Below are 20,181 nucleotides of genomic sequence, written 5' to 3'. Positions count from 1 at the left end.
ATGTTTCTTTTACAATATAAATCCCCACAAAAAAATAAGGTAATGAATATGGTTGTTAGTTGTAACAGTTAATGGAATTTTAGAATAATGGAAAAAATAAACAGATCAAATACGGAGTTTTCACATAGGCTTCCTATTAAAATTGTACAATTTGGAGAGGGTAACTTTTTGAGAGCCTTTGTAGAATATGCTTTTCAGGAATTGAATAAAAAAGCAGATTTCAATGCAGGTATTGCAGTTGTACAGCCTATTGACAGAGGATTGGTGAATATGATTAATGATCAGGATGGTCTGTATACGTTATTCATGAAAGGGGTTAAAAAAGGAGAGGAAATTCAGGAAAAAGAATTGATTACCAATATCGTAAAAGCGGTAGATCCTTATGCTTCTTTTCAAGAATTTTTGGCTTTAGCTAAAGAAGAAGAATTAGAATTCATTATTTCAAATACAACTGAAGCCGGAATTGAATATATCGCCTCAGATAATGCTTCAATGACGCCTCCAGTTTCTTTTCCTGCAAAATTAACTGTACTTTTGCATGAAAGATTTAAGCATTTTAATGGTGATAAATCAAAGGCTTTGACAATTATTCCTTGTGAATTAATTAATTATAATTCAGATACTTTAAAGGAAATTGTCTTGAAATATAGCGACGATTGGAATCTTGGAGAAGATTTTAAATCATGGTTAACAAACGATTGTTCTTTTCATAATACTTTGGTGGACAGAATTGTTCCAGGGTATCCAAAAGATCAAATCGAAGAATACAACAGCCAGCTTCTTTACAAAGATGATTTGATTGTAAGTGCTGAAAGTTTCTTTTTATGGGTGATTGAAGGTGATGATAAACTAAAAGCAAAACTTCCTTTTGAAAAAACAGATTTAGATGTAAAAATCGTTGCAGATATGCAACCTTACCGTACGCGTAAAGTGAGAATTTTGAATGGAGCACACACTGCAATGGTGCCATTTTCATTGCTTTACGGAAATGAAACGGTAAAAGAAACTGTTGACAATGCATTTACTGGTGCATTTGTAAATAAAGCAGTTTTTGATGAGATTAATGAGACTTTAAACATGGATAGAGCAGAACTGACAAGTTTTGCTGAGGAGATATTGGACCGTTTTAGAAATCCGTTTATCAAGCATTTATTGTCTTCTATTGCTTTGAACTCAATTTCTAAATTCAAAGTTCGTGTATTACCAAGTTTAACGGGCTATGTTGATGTTCATAAAAAGCTTCCAGTGCATTTGACTTTTGCTTTTGCATGTTTGATCCGCTTTTACAAAGGAACTTGGAAAGGCGAAAATCTTCCAGTTCAAGACAGTGAGGATATTGTTTCGTTTTTCAATGGACTTTGGACATCAGATGATTACAATAAAATAGCACGACTTACTTTGCAGAATAAAAATTTCTGGGATGAGGATTTAACTGAAATTCCTTCATTAACAGATTCAATTGCAAAAGCTTTAGAAGAAATTGATGCAAACGGCGTAGAGCAAGGCTTCATCAATTTTCAAAAACAATTAAATTAAGAATTACATACGATTGTTATGGCAACTCAAAAAAATTAATAAAAGTCAACCCAGCAGATAACGTAATTGTCGCTTTAACCGATTTGGTACAAAACGAACAAATTATGTTTGAAGGGACCACTGTCTCACCAACAACTGATGTTAAAGCAAAACATAAAATCACAGAGAAAGATTTTTCAATTGGTGATGATATTATAATGTATGGTGTTTTGGTTGGAAAAGTCGCTAAACCTATAAAAAAAGGAGAAGTAATTACCACTGAAAATGTAAAACATCAAAGTGAAAAAGTTTTTGGTAAAAACGGAAATTTAGGTTGGACTCCACCAAATGTAGATCGTTGGAAAGACAAAACTTTCAACGGATACCACCGTACTGATGGACAAGTTGGAACCAAAAACGTTTGGTTGTTTTTTCCATTGGTTTTTTGCGAAAACAAAAATATCGAAAAACTGAAAGATATTTTTGAAAACGAATTAATGCCCAAAAAAGAAGTTTCTTATAAAAACTTGTTGCGTTCTTTAATTGAAGAAAAAAGCATAGAAGAAGTTTCGGCTAAAAATTTAAATGAAAATCTTTTAGATAATGTCGAAGTGAAATTTATCAATCATCAAGGTGGTTGTGGAGGGATTCGACAAGATTCAGAATTGTTGGCAAAACTGCTTGCAGGATATGTGAACAACCCAAATGTTGCAGGTGCAACTGTTTTAAGTTTAGGTTGCCAAAATTTGCAAGTTGATATTTTTAAAAAGGCATTGAAAGAAATGAGCCCGAATAGTGATAAAGAAATTTTGATCTATGAGCAACAACAAATTGGAACTACTGATCAAATGTTTCAAATGGTGATTAAAGATTCTTATGAAGCCATTAAAAGAGCCAACAAAATTGAACGAAAACCTGCTCCTCTTTCAAAGCTAAGTATTGGTTTAGAATGTGGAGGGTCTGATGGATTTTCCGGAATTTCTGCTAATCCGGCATTAGGAGTTGTTTCAGATATTTTTGCGGCTTTGGGAGGGAAAACAATTTTGGCAGAGTTTCCGGAATTATGTGGCGTTGAGCAAGAATTGATGAATAGATGTGTGGACGAAGAAAAAGCAGATAAGTTTTTAACTTTAATGAAAGCTTTTGAAAAATCAGTTGTAGATGCAGGTTCAGGGTTTGATATGAACCCATCTCCGGGAAATATCAAAGACGGATTAATTACAGATGCAATGAAATCTGCTGGCGCGACTAAAAAAGGTGGAACTTCACCTGTTGTAGATGTTTTAGATTACGGAGAGTATATTTCAAAACCAGGATTAAGTCTTTTAAATACGCCAGGAAATGACGCAGAATGTACCACAGGATTGGTTGGATCGGGCGCAACTGTTGTTTTGTTTACCACAGGTTTAGGAAATCCGATGGGAAATCCGATTGCACCCGTTGTAAAAATTTCTTCGAACACGGCATTAATTAATAGAATGTCTGATATTATCGATGTAAATGCCGGAACGGTGATTACTGGTGAAAAAACCATTACCGAGGTTGGAGCAGAAATAGTAGATTACATTATAGAATTGGCGAGCGGAAACGTGGAAACAAAAGCAGACCAGTTGAAACAAGATGTATTTATTCCTTGGAAAAGAGGAGTTTCTTTATAGTTTTTTAGGCTCAAAGTTACAAAGATACAAAGTGGCAAAGTTTATATGTAGAGACGCACAGTAGTGCGTCTTTTTTTATGAAAGCTCCAGCGGAGCAAAATATTTATAGAATTACAATAAGATAAATAAAAATAAAGCTCCAGAGGAGCGACATATATTTTTTCTGCAAACTAAATATATGTCGCTCCTCTGGAGCTTTATGTTGTAACAATTTAACTTTTGCTATTAATATTTCGCTTCGCTGAAGCTTATAAAAAAGGCTATCCGTTTGAAATAGCGAAATAGCCTGTTATATAATTTATAAGGGAAAAAAATTAAAAATTAGTTCTTGAAGACGATTTACGGATATGCAATTCTGGTGCAAGAACCACTTTTTTCTCAATTTTGATTGTATCTGTTTTGTCGACTTGTTCCAAGAAAACTCGAGCAGACATTTTTCCCATTTCGAGTGGAGATTGATCTACAGAGGTAATTGATAATTCCATGAATTTAGTAAATGGCTCGTTACTGAATCCTGCAACGCAAAATTCTTCTGGAATACGGATGTTTTTTCTTTTAATTCCTGAATAGCTCCTAAAGCCGCAAAATCACTGGCAGAAAATAGGGCATCAGGTGGCGTTTCTAAAGCTAAAAGAGCATTAATTGCTTCTTTTCCGGCTTCAACACTACTTTTAGTGCGAATTACATAATCTTCGTTAAAAGTCAGTCCGTTGTCTAGTAGAGCTTGTTTATAACCTAAAAACCTGTTTTTGAAAATTTCTAGAGATTGATCTCCTGAAAAATGTGCAATTGCACGGCAACCTTCATTTATAAGATGCTTTGTTGCTACATAGCCACCTTTAAAATCATTGATAGTTACAGAACTTACTCCGTCTATGTGTTTGCTTCGGTCAAAAAAGATTAATGGAACGTTTTTTTCTAGAACATAATTGAAAGCGCCAATATTTTCATCAGCAACGTCAGTAACCGACATCATAATTCCATCAACCTGAGCATCTATTAAGGTATATAGATTTTCATTCTCTCTTTTTGCACTTTCATGTGTCTGACAAATAATTACCTGATAACCATGAGGATGAAGTTCTTCTTCAATACCTCTAATAACCGATGCAAAAAAGTTGCTGTCAATACGAGGAACAATAACACCAATATTATTGCTTCGTCCGCTTTTTAATGCTAAAGCAAGTTTGTTTTGCTTGTAGTTCATTGATGCGACGGTTTTGATGACCAGTTCTCTAGTGCTTTCTTTTATTTTTGGGTTGTTGTTTAAAGCTCTGGAAACAGTCGCGACAGTGATATTCAATTTCTTGGCAATATCATAAATGGTTATTTTTTCGCTCATTAAAAAAAGTTTTCAGATTTAATTTTTAAACAAAAATACATTTTTTTATATATGACAATATTTTTTGTTATCGATTACATAATTAATAACTCAAACGTTTTCAGTTCTACAATGATAAAAAATTATGTATTTTTTTATGTTAACTGTAAATATAATTGCAAATAAAAATTAAATATATAAATTATTTCTAAATAAATTTGTTCTGTAGAAACAAATTTTATACTTTCGTGTAATCGATTACATAATTATCGTCAATTTATTGGCTCAAACCATATAAAACTGCGTAAATGATTACAAATAAGTCTTTAGCGTTAAAATCAATCTTATTTTCAGGTATCTTTTCTGTTGTAATTTTATCTTGCGGAAAACAAGTTTCAGGAGTTTCTGAAGCAGATCCTTGGAAAAAGATGGAGTTAATTATAAAAAGTATTCCCGAAGCACATTTTGTAAACAAAACCTATAATATAAATGATTTTGGCGCTATAGCTGATGGGAAGACAATGAATACGCTTGCTTTTGAAAAAGCGATTAAGGAATGTGCGGCAAATGGTGGAGGAAAAGTTTTAGTGCCAAATGGAAAATATTTGACAGGTCCAATTCATTTGGAAAGCAATGTCAATTTGCATTTAGAAGATCAAGCAGAAATTCTTTTTAGCACAAATTCAAAAGATTATCCATTGGTTCACACTTCTTGGGAAGGAACAGAATTGATGAATCATTCACCATTGATTTCTGCAAAGGGTAAAACCAATGTTGCAATCACGGGAAAAGGGATTTTAAATGGACAGGCTAATAATACAAATTGGTGGCCTTGGTGTGGCGACAAAAGATATGGTTGGGACAAAGGACAACCATCACAGCACGACCCATTAAATCGTGATAATTTGGTTGAAATGGTTGAAAAGGGCGTTCCGGTTGCCGAACGTGTTTTTGGTGAAGGACATTATTTGCGTCCTAATTTTATTGAGTTTTTTGAATGTAACACGGTTTTGATAAAAGACATTACAGTAATTAACGCACCGTTTTGGATTTTACATCCTTTAAAATCAAATAATGTAATTGTTGATGGTGTTACTGTAAATAGCCACGGACCAAATAATGATGGTCGCGATCCTGAATATTCACAAAATGTAATTATCAAAAATTGTACTTTCAATACGGGCGATGATTGTATTGCAATTAAATCTGGAAGAGATGCCGATGGAAGAAGAGTCGGAATTCCGAGTAAAAATATTATCGTTCAAAACTGCAAAATGATTGATGGTCATGGCGGTGTTGTAATGGGAAGCGAGATTACAGCTGGCGTCAATAATGTTTATGTTGAAAATTGTGTGATGGATAGTCCAGAACTAGATCGCGCGATCAGAATCAAAACGAATTCGAAACGTGGAGGAACTACAGAAGATATTTATGTACGAAATATTGAAGTTGGAACCGTTAAAGAATGCGTCTTGAGAGTGACAATGTTTTATGATATTTATGGAAGCCAGGTTGGGAATTTTATTCCAGCGATAAAAAATATAAGCCTTGAAAATGTTAAGGTGAAAAATGGAGGAAAATTTGGGATTTTAGCAGATGGCTACAAAGAATCTCCAATTGAAAACATTACATTTAAAAATGTTACAATAGCAAAAGTTGATTCTGTTTATTCGCTGAAAAATGTGAAAACGGTAAATTTTATAAATACCTACATTAACGGTAAAAAAATAGAATCCATTAAAAATTAAACCACTTAATTTACTTTATAACCAAACCAATTGTGAACTTTCAACTAATTATCAAAAAGAAATAAAAAGCAATTTTGTGTTTTTATTTTTCAAAAATCTTGGTTAGTAATAATTTGATGATTTTTTAAGAAAGTTGTTTTTTGAAGTTGTTAAAAAAGGAGTTTGATCGAGAATTGAACTCCTTTCTTAACTAAAAATTAGAAGCGCTGAAATGAAAAGAAAAGTTCTGTTTTTATTGTTGCTTTTAACTGCTGTAAGGGCGCAAAGTCAGTACAGTATTGATACTTCGTATACGGTAAAGAGTACTTACAATAAACTCATTAAAAAATATCCTTTTATTACGATTGTAAAAGAAAAAAGGATTTGAATGTAGGTCAAAGTAATGATTTGATTTATAATACTATCGGAGATAGGAAATTGCATCTTGACGCTTACTTTTATAATAAGAAAAAAGCAAATCCGGTGGTAGTTATGATTCATGGCGGTGGATGGAGATCCGGAAACAAAAGCCAAATGCAGATTCTTGCACAAGAAATTGCTTCAAAAGGTTATTCTTGTTTTCCAGTTGAGTACAGATTGTCATTGGAAGCAAAATATCCAGAAGCAGTTTATGATATTAAAAATGCAATAAAGTTTATAAAAGATAACGCCAAAAGATTCCATGTAGATCCAAATAAAATTACAGTTTTAGGATGTTCTTCGGGAGGGCAAATGGCGGCGCTGATTGGCACGACTAATGGAAATTCGGCTTTTGAGGATTCAAGTTTTAAAAGTAAATCTTCTTCAAAAGTACATGCGATTATTGATGTCGATGGAATTTTAGCTTTTAAGCATCCAGAATCCCAAGAAGGAGAAATGGCATCGTTTTGGTTAAAAGGATCTTATGAAGAGAATCCTGAAAATTGGAGGAATGCTTCGGCTTTAAGTCATACAGATAAAAATACGCCTCCAATTCTTTTTATAAACAGCAGTTTTGACCGATTTCATGCCGGGAGGGATGATATGATTACGATTTTAAATGGGTACAAAATTTACAATGAAGTAAAAACAATCAAGGATTCGCCTCATTCATTTTGGTTTTTTGAACCTTGGTTTACAGAGATGGAAGGATATATTACGCAATTTTTAGATAAGATTTTTAAATAATTTCGAAACAAAGCAAAACTTAAAATATATTTTAAAATGAAAAATAAAAGAAAACTTGGGTATTTCGCATCGGTCGCAATAACTTGTTTGATTGCTTTTACAAGCTCTAAGGCAATTTCTCAAGAAAAAGAGATCGTTGTTCCAAAGAACTCAAAATGGTCAGATAAAATGGCTTTGACTTTAATGAAACGCCATCCAGAAGCTTATATGATTGACGATTCAAAAGCGCCAAAATGGGATTATGTTCATGGATTGGTTTTGCATGGTTTTGAAGAATTATACAAAAAGAATCCTGATCCGAGATATCCAGTTTATGTAAAAGGATATGTTGATGCTTTGGTTCAGAATGATGGAACTATTAAGTCTTATGAATTGGAGAAATACAATATTGATATGATTGTTTCTGGTCGTTTGCTTTTTGATATTTATGCAAAAACCAAAGAAGAAAAATATTTAAAAGCAATGCAATTGTTGCGCAAACAATTATCAGAACAACCAAGAACACCAGAAGGCGGATTTTGGCATAAAAATATTTATCCAAATCAAATGTGGCTAGATGGTTTGTACATGGGTGAGCCATTTTATGCGCAATACACTGTTACTTTTGAAAACGGAAAATATCTAGATGATGTAGCAAAACAATTTGAAGAAATTCAACTTCATGCAACCGATCCCAAAACGGGTTTATTGTATCATGGTTGGGATTCAAGCAAGCAAATGCCGTGGGCAAATAAAGAAACAGGAAATTCGCCAAATTTTTGGTCAAGAGCTTTAGGATGGTATGTTATGGCGCTTGTTGATGTTTTGGATTACATGCCAAAAGAACATCCAAAACAAAAGGAATTAGTAAAATATCTAAACAGTGCTTGCGAGGCTTTAGCTAAATATCAAGATAAATCAGGTTTGTGGTATCAAGTAACGGACAAAGGTGGTAAAGAAGGAAATTATTTAGAAGCTTCAGGATCTTCAATGTTTGCTTATGCTTTCGCAAAAGGAGCAAATAAAGGATATTTGCCTGCGAAATTTAAAAAATTGGCGAACAAAGCTTTTGATGGCTTGACTACAAAATTGATGAAAGTGGATGCTGACGGTACTATTACATTAACTCAAGCGTGTCAAGTTGCTGGTTTGGGCGGGACTCCATACAGAGATGGTTCTTACGAATATTATGTGAAAGAGAAAAAGAAAGACAATGATCCTAAAGCAACTGGACCATTTATTTTAGCCGCTTTAGAATTGAATCGATAATTTATAGATAGAAACCCGATAAGTTTTAAAAAACCTGTCGGGTTGATTATATATGGAAATTGTTATTAAAATGAAAAACATAAAAATCATCCTTTTTATTTCTTCGATTTTTTTCTTTCAAAAAAATACAGCACAAGTTTGGGTACCAGATAATGGAGACGGAACTTATACAAACCCAATCATCCATGCCGATTATTCAGATCCAGATGTTGTTCGCGTAGGCGATGATTTTTACATGACAGCATCGTCTTTTAATTGTATTCCGGGGCTTCCAATTTTGCATTCTAAAGACCTTGTAAACTGGAAAATTTTAAGTTATGCTCTTCCAAAACAGCCTCCATTTGAAACCTTTGATAAAGTACAGCATGGAAACGGAGTTTGGGCACCAAGTATCAATTTCCATAACAATGAATTTTATATTTATTACCCAGATCCAGATTTTGGAATTTATATGATTAAAGCCCAAAAAGCAGAAGGACCTTGGTCAGAACCTGTTTTGGTAAAAGCAGGAAGCGGTCTTATAGATCCTAGTCCGTTATGGGATAATGATGGCAAAGTGTATTTAGTTCATGCTTTTGCAGGAAGTCGCGCAAAAATCAAAAGTTTGCTAGTGGTTTGTAGTATGAATCCAGAAGGAACTGCTACTAACAATGATGAAGTTATGGTAATTGATGGTCATGATGGAGAAGGAACTATTGAAGGGCCAAAGTTTTATAAAAGAAACGGCTTCTATTATATTTTTGCTCCGGCAGGTGGAGTTTCTACGGGCTGGCAAACCGTTCTTAGATCTAAAAATGTTTTTGGACCTTATGAAAAGAAAAAAGTTTTAGAACAAGGAAAAACAAATATTAATGGTCCGCATCAAGGCGCTTGGGTGCAAACTCAAACTGGCGAAGATTGGTTTATACATTTTCAGGATAAAGGAGCTTATGGAAGAATTGTTCATCTTCAGCCAATGAAATGGGAAAATGATTGGCCGGTTATGGGGCAGGATTTTGACAAAAACGGAATTGGAGAGCCAGTAACCACTTTCAAAAAGCCAAACGTCGGCAAGAAATATTCAATTGAAAATCCTGCAACTTCAGATGAATTTAATGAACCAAAACTTGGACTGCAATGGCAATGGCAGGCAAATGCGCAGAATAATTGGGGATTTCCGACAAGTTTAGGTTATTTGAATTTATATTGTCTGCCAACAATTAAAGACAGCAAGAAAATTTTTGAAGCGCCAAATTTGCTTCTTCAAAAATTCCCAGCTGAAGAGTTCACTGCAACTGCAAAAATAACTTTCAATGCCAGATTAAATGGAGAAAGTACAGGTTTGATTATAATGGGATTAGATTATAGTTATTTGAATTTAAAAAATGATAACGGAAAATTATATCTGAATCAGAAAACTGGAACTTTTGATAAAAAGATGGAAGAAACTGAAACTAGTCCGGTTTCGATTTCTAATAACACAATTTATTTGCGAGTGAAAATCAAAAAAGGCGGAATATGTAGTTTCTATTATAGTTTAGATGATAAAAAATATCAGCCAATTGGAAATGACTTTATTTCAAAAGAAGGAAAATGGATTGGCGCCAAAGTCGGTCTTTTTGCTTTGAGCGAAAAAATTACAAATGATTCTGGAAATGTAGCGGTCGATTGGTTTAGATTAACGAAATAAAAAGTCATAAAATACATTTTTTCAGATTTTCAAAAAAACGACTTCTGTAAATTGTTTTTAAGAAAAGAACTTTAAAAAATAATATCAGAACATATTTTGTAAGAAAAAGATTTATTTTAATAACCTTAAAATGATTTTTAGATTTTTTTGTTCTTCAAAAATTAATATTTAGGCATTTCGAATAAAATAATTAAGAGTTAAAACGGATTAACATGATTCAAATAAAAAAATAATTTTGTTTTTTGCGATGGTGTTTAGCATTGGTATGAATGCGCAAAATACCTATAAAAACTGGCCAGATATTATTCGTAAAAATGAATCATCTTGGTTTAGTTCTGATGATGCAAAAAGAATTGCAGAAAATGTTTTGCTTTATCAGAGAAATATTGGCGGATGGCCAAAAAATATTCAAATGCAAAGTGAACTAAATCCAAGTCAAAAAAAGGATTTGATTGCACTTAAAAAAACAGCTATTGAAACTACAACAGATAATGGAGCAACTTGCCAAGAAATGCTTTTTATGTCTAGAATGTATGCACAGGTAAAAGATGAGCGATACAAAGAATCATTTTTAAAAGGCGTGAATTATTTGTTGGAAGCGCAATACGCAAACGGTGGCTGGCCTCAATTTTATCCACTAAAAAAAGGATATTATACACATATCACATACAATGACGATTCGATGGTGAATATCATGAATGTCATGAAACAAATTAGTGAAGAAACTGATTTTTATAGCATTAAGCCATCAAAAGAAATTGTTGAAAAATGTAAAAAAGCATTCGAAAAAGGGATTGATTGTATTTTAAAAACGCAATACAAGCAAAACGGTGTTTTAACGGCTTGGTGCGCGCAACATGATGAAGTGACGCTTGCGCCAGCAAATGCAAGAGCTTTTGAATTAGCATCATTGAGTGGTTACGAATCAACTAAAATTGTATTGCTTTTAATGTCGATTGAAAAACCTTCGAGAGAAATTTTGATTGCTGTAAAAAGTGCAGAGGAATGGTTTGAAAAAACGAAAATCACCAATTTAGAAGAAAAAAGGGTTTTGAATGATCAGGGAAAAATTATTGATAAAAAAATGCTTCCAGCGGTAAATGCAGGACCAATTTGGGCTAGATTTATGGATTTAGAAACCAATGAACCTTTCTTTTGTGACCGCGACGGAATCAAGAAAAAATCATTGGATCAAATAGGTTCTGAAAGACGAAATGGTTACTCTTGGTATTCTGATGCACCAAAAGAAGTACTGAAAAAATATCCAGCATGGGCGATCAAAAATGGAACAAAAGTTTCATCTGCAGATAAAAAAATGTAACCTTAATTACTGTCGCTCAAGATGGTTCGGGAGATTTTACCAAAATTCAGGATGCTGTTTATGCTTGTCCCGCATTTCCTTACGAAAAAGTGACAATTTCAGTAAAAAACGGAATTTATAATGAAAAAGTTAGAATTCCAGAGTGGAATACAAATGTAGTTTTACAAGGAGAAAGCAAGGAAAAAACCATTATTACTTTTGATGACAATTTTTCAAAAATCAATTTAGGAAGAAACAGCACTTTTTATACTTATACAGTTTTGGTTGAAGGTGATGATTTTTCGGCATCAAATCTTACAATAAAAAATGCTTCGGGAGATAACGGACAAGGAATTGCACTTTCGGTTGTAGCAAATCGTGCTAAAATTTCGAATTGCAATATTCTCGGAAATCAAGATACTTTGTATTTATCAGGAAAGGAAGCAAAGCAGTATTTTGTAAATTGTTATATAGAAGGTACAACAGATTTTATTTTTGGAAGCGCAACAGCATTATTTGAAAACTGCGAAATTCATAGTATTAAAAACTCTTATATAACAGTCGCGTCAACGCCAGAAGGAACTTCTTTTGGATTTGTTTTTAAGAATTGTAAGTTAACGGCAGAACCGTCTGCAGATGCAGTTTATTTAGGAAGACCTTGGCGTATTTATGCCAAAACAGTTTTTTTGAATTGTGAATTAGGTAAACAAATCAGAGCAGAAGGTTGGGAAAACTGGTCAAAACCAGAAGCCGAAAGGAATACTTTTTATGCTGAATATAATTGCAGTGGAGAAGGTTTTCGGCCTGCAAAAAGAGTTTCATGGTCACATCAATTAAAAAAGAATGAAGCGGAGAAATATACCATAGAAAATATTCTGAAAGATGATTTATCTGGTTGGTATTCAAAATAAAATATGATTTTTAAATGTAATTGCGATGAATTTAAAGTACCTTATATTTTTACTGATCTCTACATTTTCTTTTGCTCAAAAAGAAAAGTTTCCATCTGAAAGAGTTGACTCGATTATCAAGAGAATTCAATTGCCAATTATTCCTGCTTATCAAGTTAATGTAGTGAAACTTGGTGCAAAAGGAGACTCAGTTTCAAACAACAAACCTGCATTTGACAAAGCAATGGCATTGTGTAAAAAGAATAATGGTGGGACGATTATAGTGCCAAAAGGTACTTATAAACTAAACGGCCCAATCCATTTTGAGAGCAATATTAATCTTAAGATTGAAAAAGGTGCAAAAATAAAATTCAGCGATAATCCAAAAGATTATCCAATGGTTTTGACAAGTTGGGAAGGTACAATGCTGTACAATTACAGTCCGCTTATATATGCTTATGAATGTTCGAATATTGCGATCACAGGAGAAGGAACAATTGATGGGGAAGGTGGAAATGTTTGGAAAAGTTTTAAGAAAAAAGAAGAAGCAGGTAAAAACAGAAGTCGAGACATGAATCATAATAATGTTGCATTGACTGAAAGAAAGTTTGGTGATGGTTATTTTTTGCGTCCGCAGATGATTCAGTTTTTTAACTGCAAAAATATCTTGGTAGAAAACATCAGAATTGAGAATTCTCCATTTTGGTGTCTTCATTTGTTGAAGTCTCAAAGCGTTACAATTAGAGGAATAAGTTATAAATCATTGAATTTTAATAACGACGGAATTGATCCAGAATACTCGAAAGATGTTTTGATTGAAAACGTTGCCTTCAATAATGGAGACGACAATGTGGCTATAAAAGCCGGAAGAGATCATGAAGGAAGAGCTAATGCTAAAACACCAAGCGAAAACATCGTCATAAGGAACTGTAATTTTAAAGGACTACATGGTGTAGTAATAGGAAGTGAAATGTCGGCTGGAGTTCAAAACGTCTTTGTTGAAAATTGCAAAACAATTGGATATTTAAAAAGAGGTATTTATTTGAAGACCAATGCAGATAGAGGCGGTTTTATTAAAAATGTTTTTGTTCGAAATATTGCTTTGGATGAAGTAGAAGATTGCTTGTACATAACTGCAAATTACCATGGAGAAGGAAAGGGCTATCAATCAGAAATATCTAATATTTATTTTTCAGATATCAGCCGCAATAAAGCTTCTGAATCAGGAATTGTTATTCAGGGATTTTCAGATAAAAAAATTCAAAACCTATTTTTTAAAAATATCGAAATAAAAGAGGCAAAAAATGCACTATCAAACGAGAATGCTGAAAATGTTTTGATGACCGATGTTTTTATTGGTAAGCGTGCAACTGTTCCTTCTGCGGCAAAATAATGTAGAGCCGCACCGCAGTGCGTCTAACTTGGTACAAAAATGACAAATCTTTTTTGATTGATAAATATAATATAACAACAACTCAAAATGAAAAAATATATCTTCTTTGCTTTATTACTATCATCAATTTGTTTTGGACAAAAAACAACCCTATACACAATTGGCGATTCAACAATGGCAAATAAAAAAGACCCAGACCGTAATCCAGAACATGGTTGGGCTCAGGTTTTACAGCCTTTTTTTACTGATAATATCACTGTTGTAAATAAAGCTGTAAACGGTAGGAGCACAAAAAGTTTTATTAATGAGAATCGTTGGGATTCTATTTATAAAAAGCTAAAAAAAGGAGATTATGTTTTTATAGAATTTGGGCACAATGACGAGAAAATAGAAGATTCAACCCGTTACACGAATCCGCATACTACATATAGGTATAATTTAATTCGTTTTGTAAATGAAACCCGAGAGAAAGGCGCGATCCCAATATTACTTACTTCTATTGCAAGACGCAATTTTAATGAGAAAGGTGTTTTGGTTCCCACGCATGGAGATTATCCTTTAGAAACTAGATTAGTTGCACAAGAATATAAAGTACCTTTTATAGATTTAGAATATTATACAGAGCTTTTGGAGCAATCTTATGGTCCAGAAAAATCCAAACAACTTCATTTGCATTTCAAAGTTGGAGAAGTACCTTATTATAAGGATGAAAAAAAGACGATACACATCTCTCTTTATTAGGGGCAAATAAAATCGCACAAATTGTAATAAATCAGATTAAAGTTTTAAAAGATTCTTCTCTCAATACACTTCAAAAAGGAATAAAATAATATTCATTCTTTTTACTTTTCTAAAAATTAATAAATTGTTTTGTGATAATTTGCTGGTTTTTAGTAATCTTAATAGGTATGCGGTTTTTTTCTGAATTAAATTTTTCTATCTGCTTATAAACAAACTGTTTTTTTATAAAGAACAGCAATTGGCTATATTCTTTTATAAGCCCGTTTATTTTGTGTCTTTATGAAACAAGATATTTCAATTACTTGTTTTCATTACTAATTGCCTTTATTTTCATTTGAGTTTTAAATAATCAAAAAGTGCTTTCAAAGTTGATTTGATTAGCGATTTTTAAGGTCTAAATTTTACTATTTATAATTTTCAAATAAGTAGTATATGCAAACCCCATCGCAATAAGACCTAATGTATCGTTATTATTAAGTTTCTAATCCATTAAAAACACTTAATGAATAAAGACTGAACTCTTTTCGTATAAATCCAAAACGGCAATTTTGAATCAAAAAATACTTTTAGTTTTGATTTTTCTATATTTTTTCTAATGTTTTGCCCAACAGCAATCGCAGTATCCACAAATATATGTATAATACCATGAGTATAAATCCTGGTTATATAGGCATACGTGGAGTACCAGGTGTGTTTGCAATGTATAGGGCATAATGGGTAAGATTAGATGGGGCGCCTGTAACAGCAAATTTTTCAATCGAGAGTCCCATTGCCCAAAATGGTCAAGGAGTTGGATTATCCGTTATTAATGATCAAATAGGACCATCTTCTGATACAATTTTATCGTTAGGGTATTCTCGTCCTATACAATTATTCGAATCACTTATTATGTCCTTAGGTGTGAGCTTTTCAATTGATTTCATGCAAGTTGATTTTAACAAACTCAATATTTATGATCCAGATGATCCTTATTTTATCGGAGTTTTAAGCGAAGTTTCTCCTAATATAGGAGCTGGAGTTTATTTTCATTCAGTTCACTGGTATTTTGGTGTATCAATTCCTCAAATTATAGAAACAAAGTTTTATGATGATGTGAAGGTCTCTATTGCTTTACAAAATATGCATTTTTATGCTATGGCCGGTTATGTGTTTAAATTGAATGAAAACATTCAATTCAAACCGGCGACAACGGTAAAAGCGGTAAAAGGTCCACTAATAGCGGTAGATTTATCAGCAAACTTTCTTTTTATAGATAAGTTAACATTGGAATTGGCATACAGATGGGATGCTACAGTGAGCGGAATGGCCGGGTTTCAAATTAACCAAGGTCTTACTATTAGGATATGCTTTCGATTATGATGTTACTAACATTGGAAATTATAATGGAGGATCCCATGAAATTTTTCTTCGTTTTGATTTGTTTGCTAAAACAAAGTACAGAATAATAACACCACGATTTTTTTAATTAAAAGCGCCATAAGTTTTATTTATTTCAAAAGCATTCTTAGAATAGTTTTTTATTCAATTGATAAACATTTTTTTCTTTTTTTCTTTCATATGGTTTTAAGTTGTTGATAATAAGTTGTTTGTGAGTGTCAAATCATATATACCCTAATCTATAAGTTTAAAAACTTTTACAGGCAAAAATAAACTCATTTTCAGAGGAACTTTGCACTTTGAAATCTAGTCGTTTGGATTTTAAATACTTAAGAAAATAATTAACACATAAGACTAAAGGTTATGAAAAATAGATTACTCCCTTTATTCATGGTTTTAGGAACTATATCAGCTTATTCTCAGGTTGGTATAGGAACAAAAACTCCCCATGGATCGGCTCAATTAGAGGTCACTACCGAAATTAAAGATAAGGATGGTGGTGATATAAGAGGTGTTTTAATACCTAGGGTTAGATTGACAAACACGGCTACTTATGCACCAATTGTAATTGATCCTCTAAAAGGAAAGGCTGAAAGTTTATTGGTTTTTGCTACTGAGACACTTGGAGACATTGTACCAGGTTACTACTATTGGTATAACAATAAATGGAATAGAATGGCTGTTTCTGGTGAATCAGGTTCTGGGTCAGGAAAAGATGGAAAAGATGGAAAAGATGGAAAAGATGGAAAAGTTGGTGTTGCTGGTGGTGATGGAGCTCCAGGGCCAAAAGGGACTTCTACATATCCTGGTGATGATATAAATATTTATACTGATTATCAGTCTGGTATAGTCTATATTCAAAATGTAGATGGAACTTGGACACCAATTAATGGAAAAAACGGGAAAGACGGAGCAGTTGGTTTGGATGCAGGCCCTAGCGATCCAGGAAAAGACGGAGAGCCGGGCTATCCAGGAAAAGACGTGAACATCTATACCAATACGACTACTGGCGATGTTTTTGTTCAGAACTCCGATGGAACATGGACAAAGATCAACGGCAAGAACGGAAAAGACGGGGTTGACGGGAAAGACGGAGCGGTTGGTCTGGATGCAGGCCCTAGCGATCCAGGAAAAGACGGAGAGCCGGGCTATCCAGGAAAAGACGTGAACATCTACACCAATACGACTACTGGCGATGTTTTTGTTCAGAATTCCGATGGAACATGGACAAAGATCAACGGCAAGAACGGAAAAGACGGGGTTGACGGGAAAGACGGAGCGGTTGGTCTGGATGCAGGCCCTAGCGATCCAGGAAAAGACGGGGAACCGGGCTATCCAGGAAAAGACGTGAACATCTACACCAATACGACTACTGGCGATGTTTTTGTTCAGAATTCCGATGGAACATGGACAAAGATCAACGGCAAGAACGGAAAAGACGGGGTTGACGGGAAAGACGGAGCGGTTGGTCTGGATGCAGGCCCTAGCGATCCAGGAAAAGACGGGGAACCGGGCTATCCAGGAAAAGACGTGAACATCTATACCAATACGACTACTGGCGATGTTTTTGTTCAGAATTCCGATGGAACATGGACAAAGATCAACGGCAAGAACGGAAAAGACGGGGTTGACGGGAAAGACGGAGCGGTTGGTCTGGATGCAGGTCCTAGCGATCCAGGAAAAGACGGAGAGCCGGGCTATCCAGGAAAAGACGTGAACATCTATACCAATACGACTACTGGCGATGTTTTTGTTCAGAATTCCGACGGAACATGGACAAAGATCAACGGCAAGAACGGAAAAGACGGGGTTGACGGGAAAGACGGAGCGGTTGGTCTGGATGCAGGCCCTAGCGATCCAGGAAAAGACGGAGAGCCGGGCTATCCAGGAAAAGACGTGAACATCTATACCAATACGACTACTGGCGATGTTTTTGTTCAGAATTCTGATGGAACATGGACAAAGATCAACGGCAAGAACGGAAAAGACGGGGTTGACGGGAAAGACGGAGCAGTTGGTCTGGATGCAGGCCCTAGCGATCCAGGAAAAGACGGAGAGCCGGGCTATCCAGGAAAAGACGTGAACATCTATACCAATACGACTACTGGCGATGTTTTTGTTCAGAATTCTGATGGAACATGGACAAAGATCAACGGCAAGAACGGAAAAGACGGGGTTGACGGGAAAGACGGAGCGGTTGGTCTGGATGCAGGCCCTAGCGATCCAGGAAAAGACGGAGAGCCGGGCTATCCAGGAAAAGACGTGAACATCTATACCAATACGACTACTGGCGATGTTTTTGTTCAGAATTCTGATGGAACATGGACAAAGATCAACGGCAAGAACGGAAAAGACGGGGTTGACGGGAAAGACGGAGCGGTTGGTCTGGATGCAGGCCCTAGCGATCCAGGAAAAGACGGAGAGCCGGGCTATCCAGGAAAAGACGTGAACATCTATACCAATACGACTACTGGCGATGTTTTTGTTCAGAATTCTGATGGAACATGGACAAAGATCAACGGCAAGAACGGAAAAGACGGGGTTGACGGGAAAGACGGAGCGGTTGGTCTGGATGCAGGCCCTAGCGATCCAGGAAAAGACGGAGAGCCGGGCTATCCAGGAAAAGACGTGAACATCTATACCAATACGACTACTGGCGATGTTTTTGTTCAGAATTCTGATGGAACATGGACAAAGATCAACGGCAAGAACGGAAAAGACGGGGTTGACGGGAAAGACGGAGCGGTTGGTCTGGATGCAGGCCCTAGCGATCCAGGAAAAGACGGAGAGCCGGGCTATCCAGGAAAAGACGTGAACATCTATACCAATACGACTACTGGCGATGTTTTTGTTCAGAATTCTGATGGAACATGGACAAAGATCAACGGCAAGAACGGAAAAGACGGGGTTGACGGGAAAGACGGAGAGGTTGGTCTGGATGCAGGCCCTAGCGATCCAGGAAAAGACGGAGAACCGGGCTATCCAGGAAAAGACGTGAACATCTATACCAATACGACTACTGGCGATGTTTTTGTTCAGAATTCCGACGGAACATGGACAAAGATCAACGGCAAGAACGGAAAAGACGGGGTTGACGGGAAAGACGGAGCGGTTGGTCTGGATGCAGGCCCTAGCGATCCAGGAAAAGACGGAGAACCGGGCTATCCAGGAAAAGACGTGAACATCTATACCAATACGACTACTGGCGATGTTTTTGTTCAGAATTCTGATGGAACATGGACAAAGATCAACGGCAAGAACGGAAAAGACGGAGTTGACGGGAAAGACGGAGCAGTTGGTTTGGATGCAGGTCCTAGCGATCCAGGAAAAGACGGAGAGCCGGGCTATCCAGGAAAAGACGTGAACATCTATACCAATACGACTACTGGCGATGTTTTTGTTCAGAATTCTGATGGAACATGGACAAAGATCAACGGCAAGAACGGAAAAGACGGGGTTGATGGGAAAGACGGAGCAGTTGGTCTGGATGCAGGCCCTAGCGATCCAGGAAAAGACGGAGAACCGGGCTATCCAGGAAAAGACGTGAACATCTACACCAATACGACTACTGGCGATGTTTTTGTTCAGAATTCTGATGGAACATGGACAAAGATCAACGGCAAGAACGGAAAAGACGGGGTTGACGGAGTAGCAGGTCCAGAGGGTCCACAAGGTCCAGCAGGAGCGGCACCAACATCTGGTGCGGGTACAATGACAGGTACAAACTTAATTTCTATTTCTGACGGTGTAAATAATGCATTTAAGGATACAAATATTGGCTTAACACCAGGTACTGATAAACAGATATTACAAACTGTTGGAACAACACCAACATGGGTAGATGCTAAAGATGTTTCTGCAGTTGGAAATCAACAAGTGATAGATGAGATTCCGGTAACAACTGATAATCAAACTATTTTTAATTTAAGCAATACTCCTTCAGATATATCCAAGGTAAAAATGTATATCAATGGAGTTAGAATTAACAAAAATGCATATACAATATCAGGGACTACAGTAAACTACATTCCTGCATCAAATGGTAATTTTGCATTGATGGTAATTGCGGATACTAATTTAGTAACATTTGATTATTCAAAATAATATTAAAAAAAGAAAGGCTGTAAAGTCGCTAATAAATACAGTAAGCGACCTTTCTCTAATATTTTGATTTA

13 protein-coding genes and 2 pseudogenes are annotated in these 20,181 nt (G+C 35.3%); 14 read left to right on the top strand and 1 reads right to left on the bottom strand.

The window, feature by feature from the left end:
* Positions 1 to 87 precede the first annotated feature (87 nt).
* Together ACQ9BO_RS19355 and ACQ9BO_RS19350 are read left to right on the top strand one after the other, a co-directional pair.
* Entirely contained in the window at positions 88 to 1,536 is a 1,449-nt protein-coding gene (locus tag ACQ9BO_RS19355) for a tagaturonate reductase (RefSeq protein ID WP_431242077.1), read from the top strand.
* Positions 1,537 to 1,538: 2 nt separating this feature from the next.
* On the top strand, positions 1,539 to 3,173 hold the full coding sequence (locus ACQ9BO_RS19350) for a UxaA family hydrolase (protein WP_431245166.1): 1,635 nt from the start codon (positions 1,539 to 1,541) through the stop codon (positions 3,171 to 3,173).
* Between the two features lie 314 nt (positions 3,174 to 3,487).
* Here the strand turns inward: ACQ9BO_RS19350 and ACQ9BO_RS19345 are convergent.
* A pseudogene (locus ACQ9BO_RS19345) lies at positions 3,488 to 4,515 on the bottom strand (LacI family DNA-binding transcriptional regulator).
* Between the two features lie 287 nt (positions 4,516 to 4,802).
* Here ACQ9BO_RS19345 and ACQ9BO_RS19340 point away from each other — a divergent pair.
* From ACQ9BO_RS19340 to ACQ9BO_RS19285, 12 genes and pseudogenes are all read left to right on the top strand, one after another.
* Positions 4,803 to 6,242: a glycoside hydrolase family 28 protein gene (locus tag ACQ9BO_RS19340; protein ID WP_431242076.1), complete on the top strand. Its 1,440-nt coding sequence runs from the start codon at positions 4,803 to 4,805 to the stop codon at positions 6,240 to 6,242.
* A gap of 211 nt (positions 6,243 to 6,453) precedes the next feature.
* On the top strand, positions 6,454 to 6,609 hold the full coding sequence (locus tag ACQ9BO_RS19335; RefSeq protein ID WP_431242075.1) for a hypothetical protein: 156 nt from the start codon (positions 6,454 to 6,456) through the stop codon (positions 6,607 to 6,609).
* The gene (locus ACQ9BO_RS19330; RefSeq protein WP_431242074.1) at positions 6,606 to 7,388 is read left to right on the top strand and encodes an alpha/beta hydrolase fold domain-containing protein; all 783 of its coding nucleotides are present in this window, start codon (positions 6,606 to 6,608) and stop codon (positions 7,386 to 7,388) included. Before ACQ9BO_RS19335 ends, ACQ9BO_RS19330 begins: the two co-directional genes overlap by 4 nt.
* Before the next feature lie 36 nt (positions 7,389 to 7,424).
* A complete protein-coding gene (locus ACQ9BO_RS19325) occupies positions 7,425 to 8,636 on the top strand; it encodes a glycoside hydrolase family 88/105 protein (protein ID WP_431242073.1) in 1,212 nt (403 codons plus the stop codon).
* 70 nt (positions 8,637 to 8,706) lie between these two features.
* Positions 8,707 to 10,305, top strand: coding sequence for a glycoside hydrolase family 43 protein (locus ACQ9BO_RS19320; RefSeq protein ID WP_431242072.1), 1,599 nt, complete (start codon positions 8,707 to 8,709; stop codon positions 10,303 to 10,305).
* Positions 10,306 to 10,570: 265 nt separating this feature from the next.
* The gene (gene pelA, locus ACQ9BO_RS19315; RefSeq protein ID WP_431242071.1) at positions 10,571 to 11,626 is read left to right on the top strand and encodes a pectate lyase; all 1,056 of its coding nucleotides are present in this window, start codon (positions 10,571 to 10,573) and stop codon (positions 11,624 to 11,626) included.
* Positions 11,627 to 11,631: 5 nt separating this feature from the next.
* Positions 11,632 to 12,516 carry a pectinesterase family protein gene (locus ACQ9BO_RS19310; protein WP_431245165.1) on the top strand — a complete coding sequence of 295 codons (885 nt, stop codon included), beginning with the start codon at positions 11,632 to 11,634 and terminating at the stop codon, positions 12,514 to 12,516.
* A 25-nt stretch (positions 12,517 to 12,541) separates the two neighbouring features.
* The gene (locus tag ACQ9BO_RS19305) at positions 12,542 to 13,888 is read left to right on the top strand and encodes a glycoside hydrolase family 28 protein (RefSeq protein ID WP_431242070.1); all 1,347 of its coding nucleotides are present in this window, start codon (positions 12,542 to 12,544) and stop codon (positions 13,886 to 13,888) included.
* 174 nt (positions 13,889 to 14,062) lie between these two features.
* Positions 14,063 to 14,718 (top strand): annotated as a pseudogene (locus ACQ9BO_RS19300) (rhamnogalacturonan acetylesterase).
* 667 nt (positions 14,719 to 15,385) lie between these two features.
* The gene (locus tag ACQ9BO_RS19295; protein ID WP_431245164.1) at positions 15,386 to 15,988 is read left to right on the top strand and encodes a PorP/SprF family type IX secretion system membrane protein; all 603 of its coding nucleotides are present in this window, start codon (positions 15,386 to 15,388) and stop codon (positions 15,986 to 15,988) included.
* A gap of 10 nt (positions 15,989 to 15,998) precedes the next feature.
* On the top strand, positions 15,999 to 16,094 hold the full coding sequence (locus ACQ9BO_RS19290) for a hypothetical protein (RefSeq protein ID WP_431245163.1): 96 nt from the start codon (positions 15,999 to 16,001) through the stop codon (positions 16,092 to 16,094).
* A gap of 275 nt (positions 16,095 to 16,369) precedes the next feature.
* Positions 16,370 to 20,110: a hypothetical protein gene (locus ACQ9BO_RS19285; RefSeq protein WP_431242069.1), complete on the top strand. Its 3,741-nt coding sequence runs from the start codon at positions 16,370 to 16,372 to the stop codon at positions 20,108 to 20,110.
* Positions 20,111 to 20,181 lie beyond the last annotated feature (71 nt).

Source organism: Flavobacterium sp. P21 (assembly GCF_050632225.1).
Taxonomy (GTDB): domain Bacteria; phylum Bacteroidota; class Bacteroidia; order Flavobacteriales; family Flavobacteriaceae; genus Flavobacterium.
The sequence above is the reverse complement of the archived record's forward strand: the minus strand, read 5'-3'. Positions and strand labels throughout refer to the sequence as shown.

Coding starts and splice junctions, on each gene's coding strand:
- ACQ9BO_RS19355 (WP_431242077.1), top strand. CDS start 88: ATGGAAAAAATAAACAGATCAAATACGGAGTTTTCACATAGGCTTCCT.
- ACQ9BO_RS19335 (WP_431242075.1), top strand. CDS start 6,454: ATGAAAAGAAAAGTTCTGTTTTTATTGTTGCTTTTAACTGCTGTAAGG.
- ACQ9BO_RS19305 (WP_431242070.1), top strand. CDS start 12,542: ATGAATTTAAAGTACCTTATATTTTTACTGATCTCTACATTTTCTTTT.
- ACQ9BO_RS19320 (WP_431242072.1), top strand. CDS start 8,707: ATGAAAAACATAAAAATCATCCTTTTTATTTCTTCGATTTTTTTCTTT.
- ACQ9BO_RS19325 (WP_431242073.1), top strand. CDS start 7,425: ATGAAAAATAAAAGAAAACTTGGGTATTTCGCATCGGTCGCAATAACT.
- ACQ9BO_RS19285 (WP_431242069.1), top strand. CDS start 16,370: ATGAAAAATAGATTACTCCCTTTATTCATGGTTTTAGGAACTATATCA.
- ACQ9BO_RS19340 (WP_431242076.1), top strand. CDS start 4,803: ATGATTACAAATAAGTCTTTAGCGTTAAAATCAATCTTATTTTCAGGT.
- pelA (WP_431242071.1), top strand. CDS start 10,571: ATGAATGCGCAAAATACCTATAAAAACTGGCCAGATATTATTCGTAAA.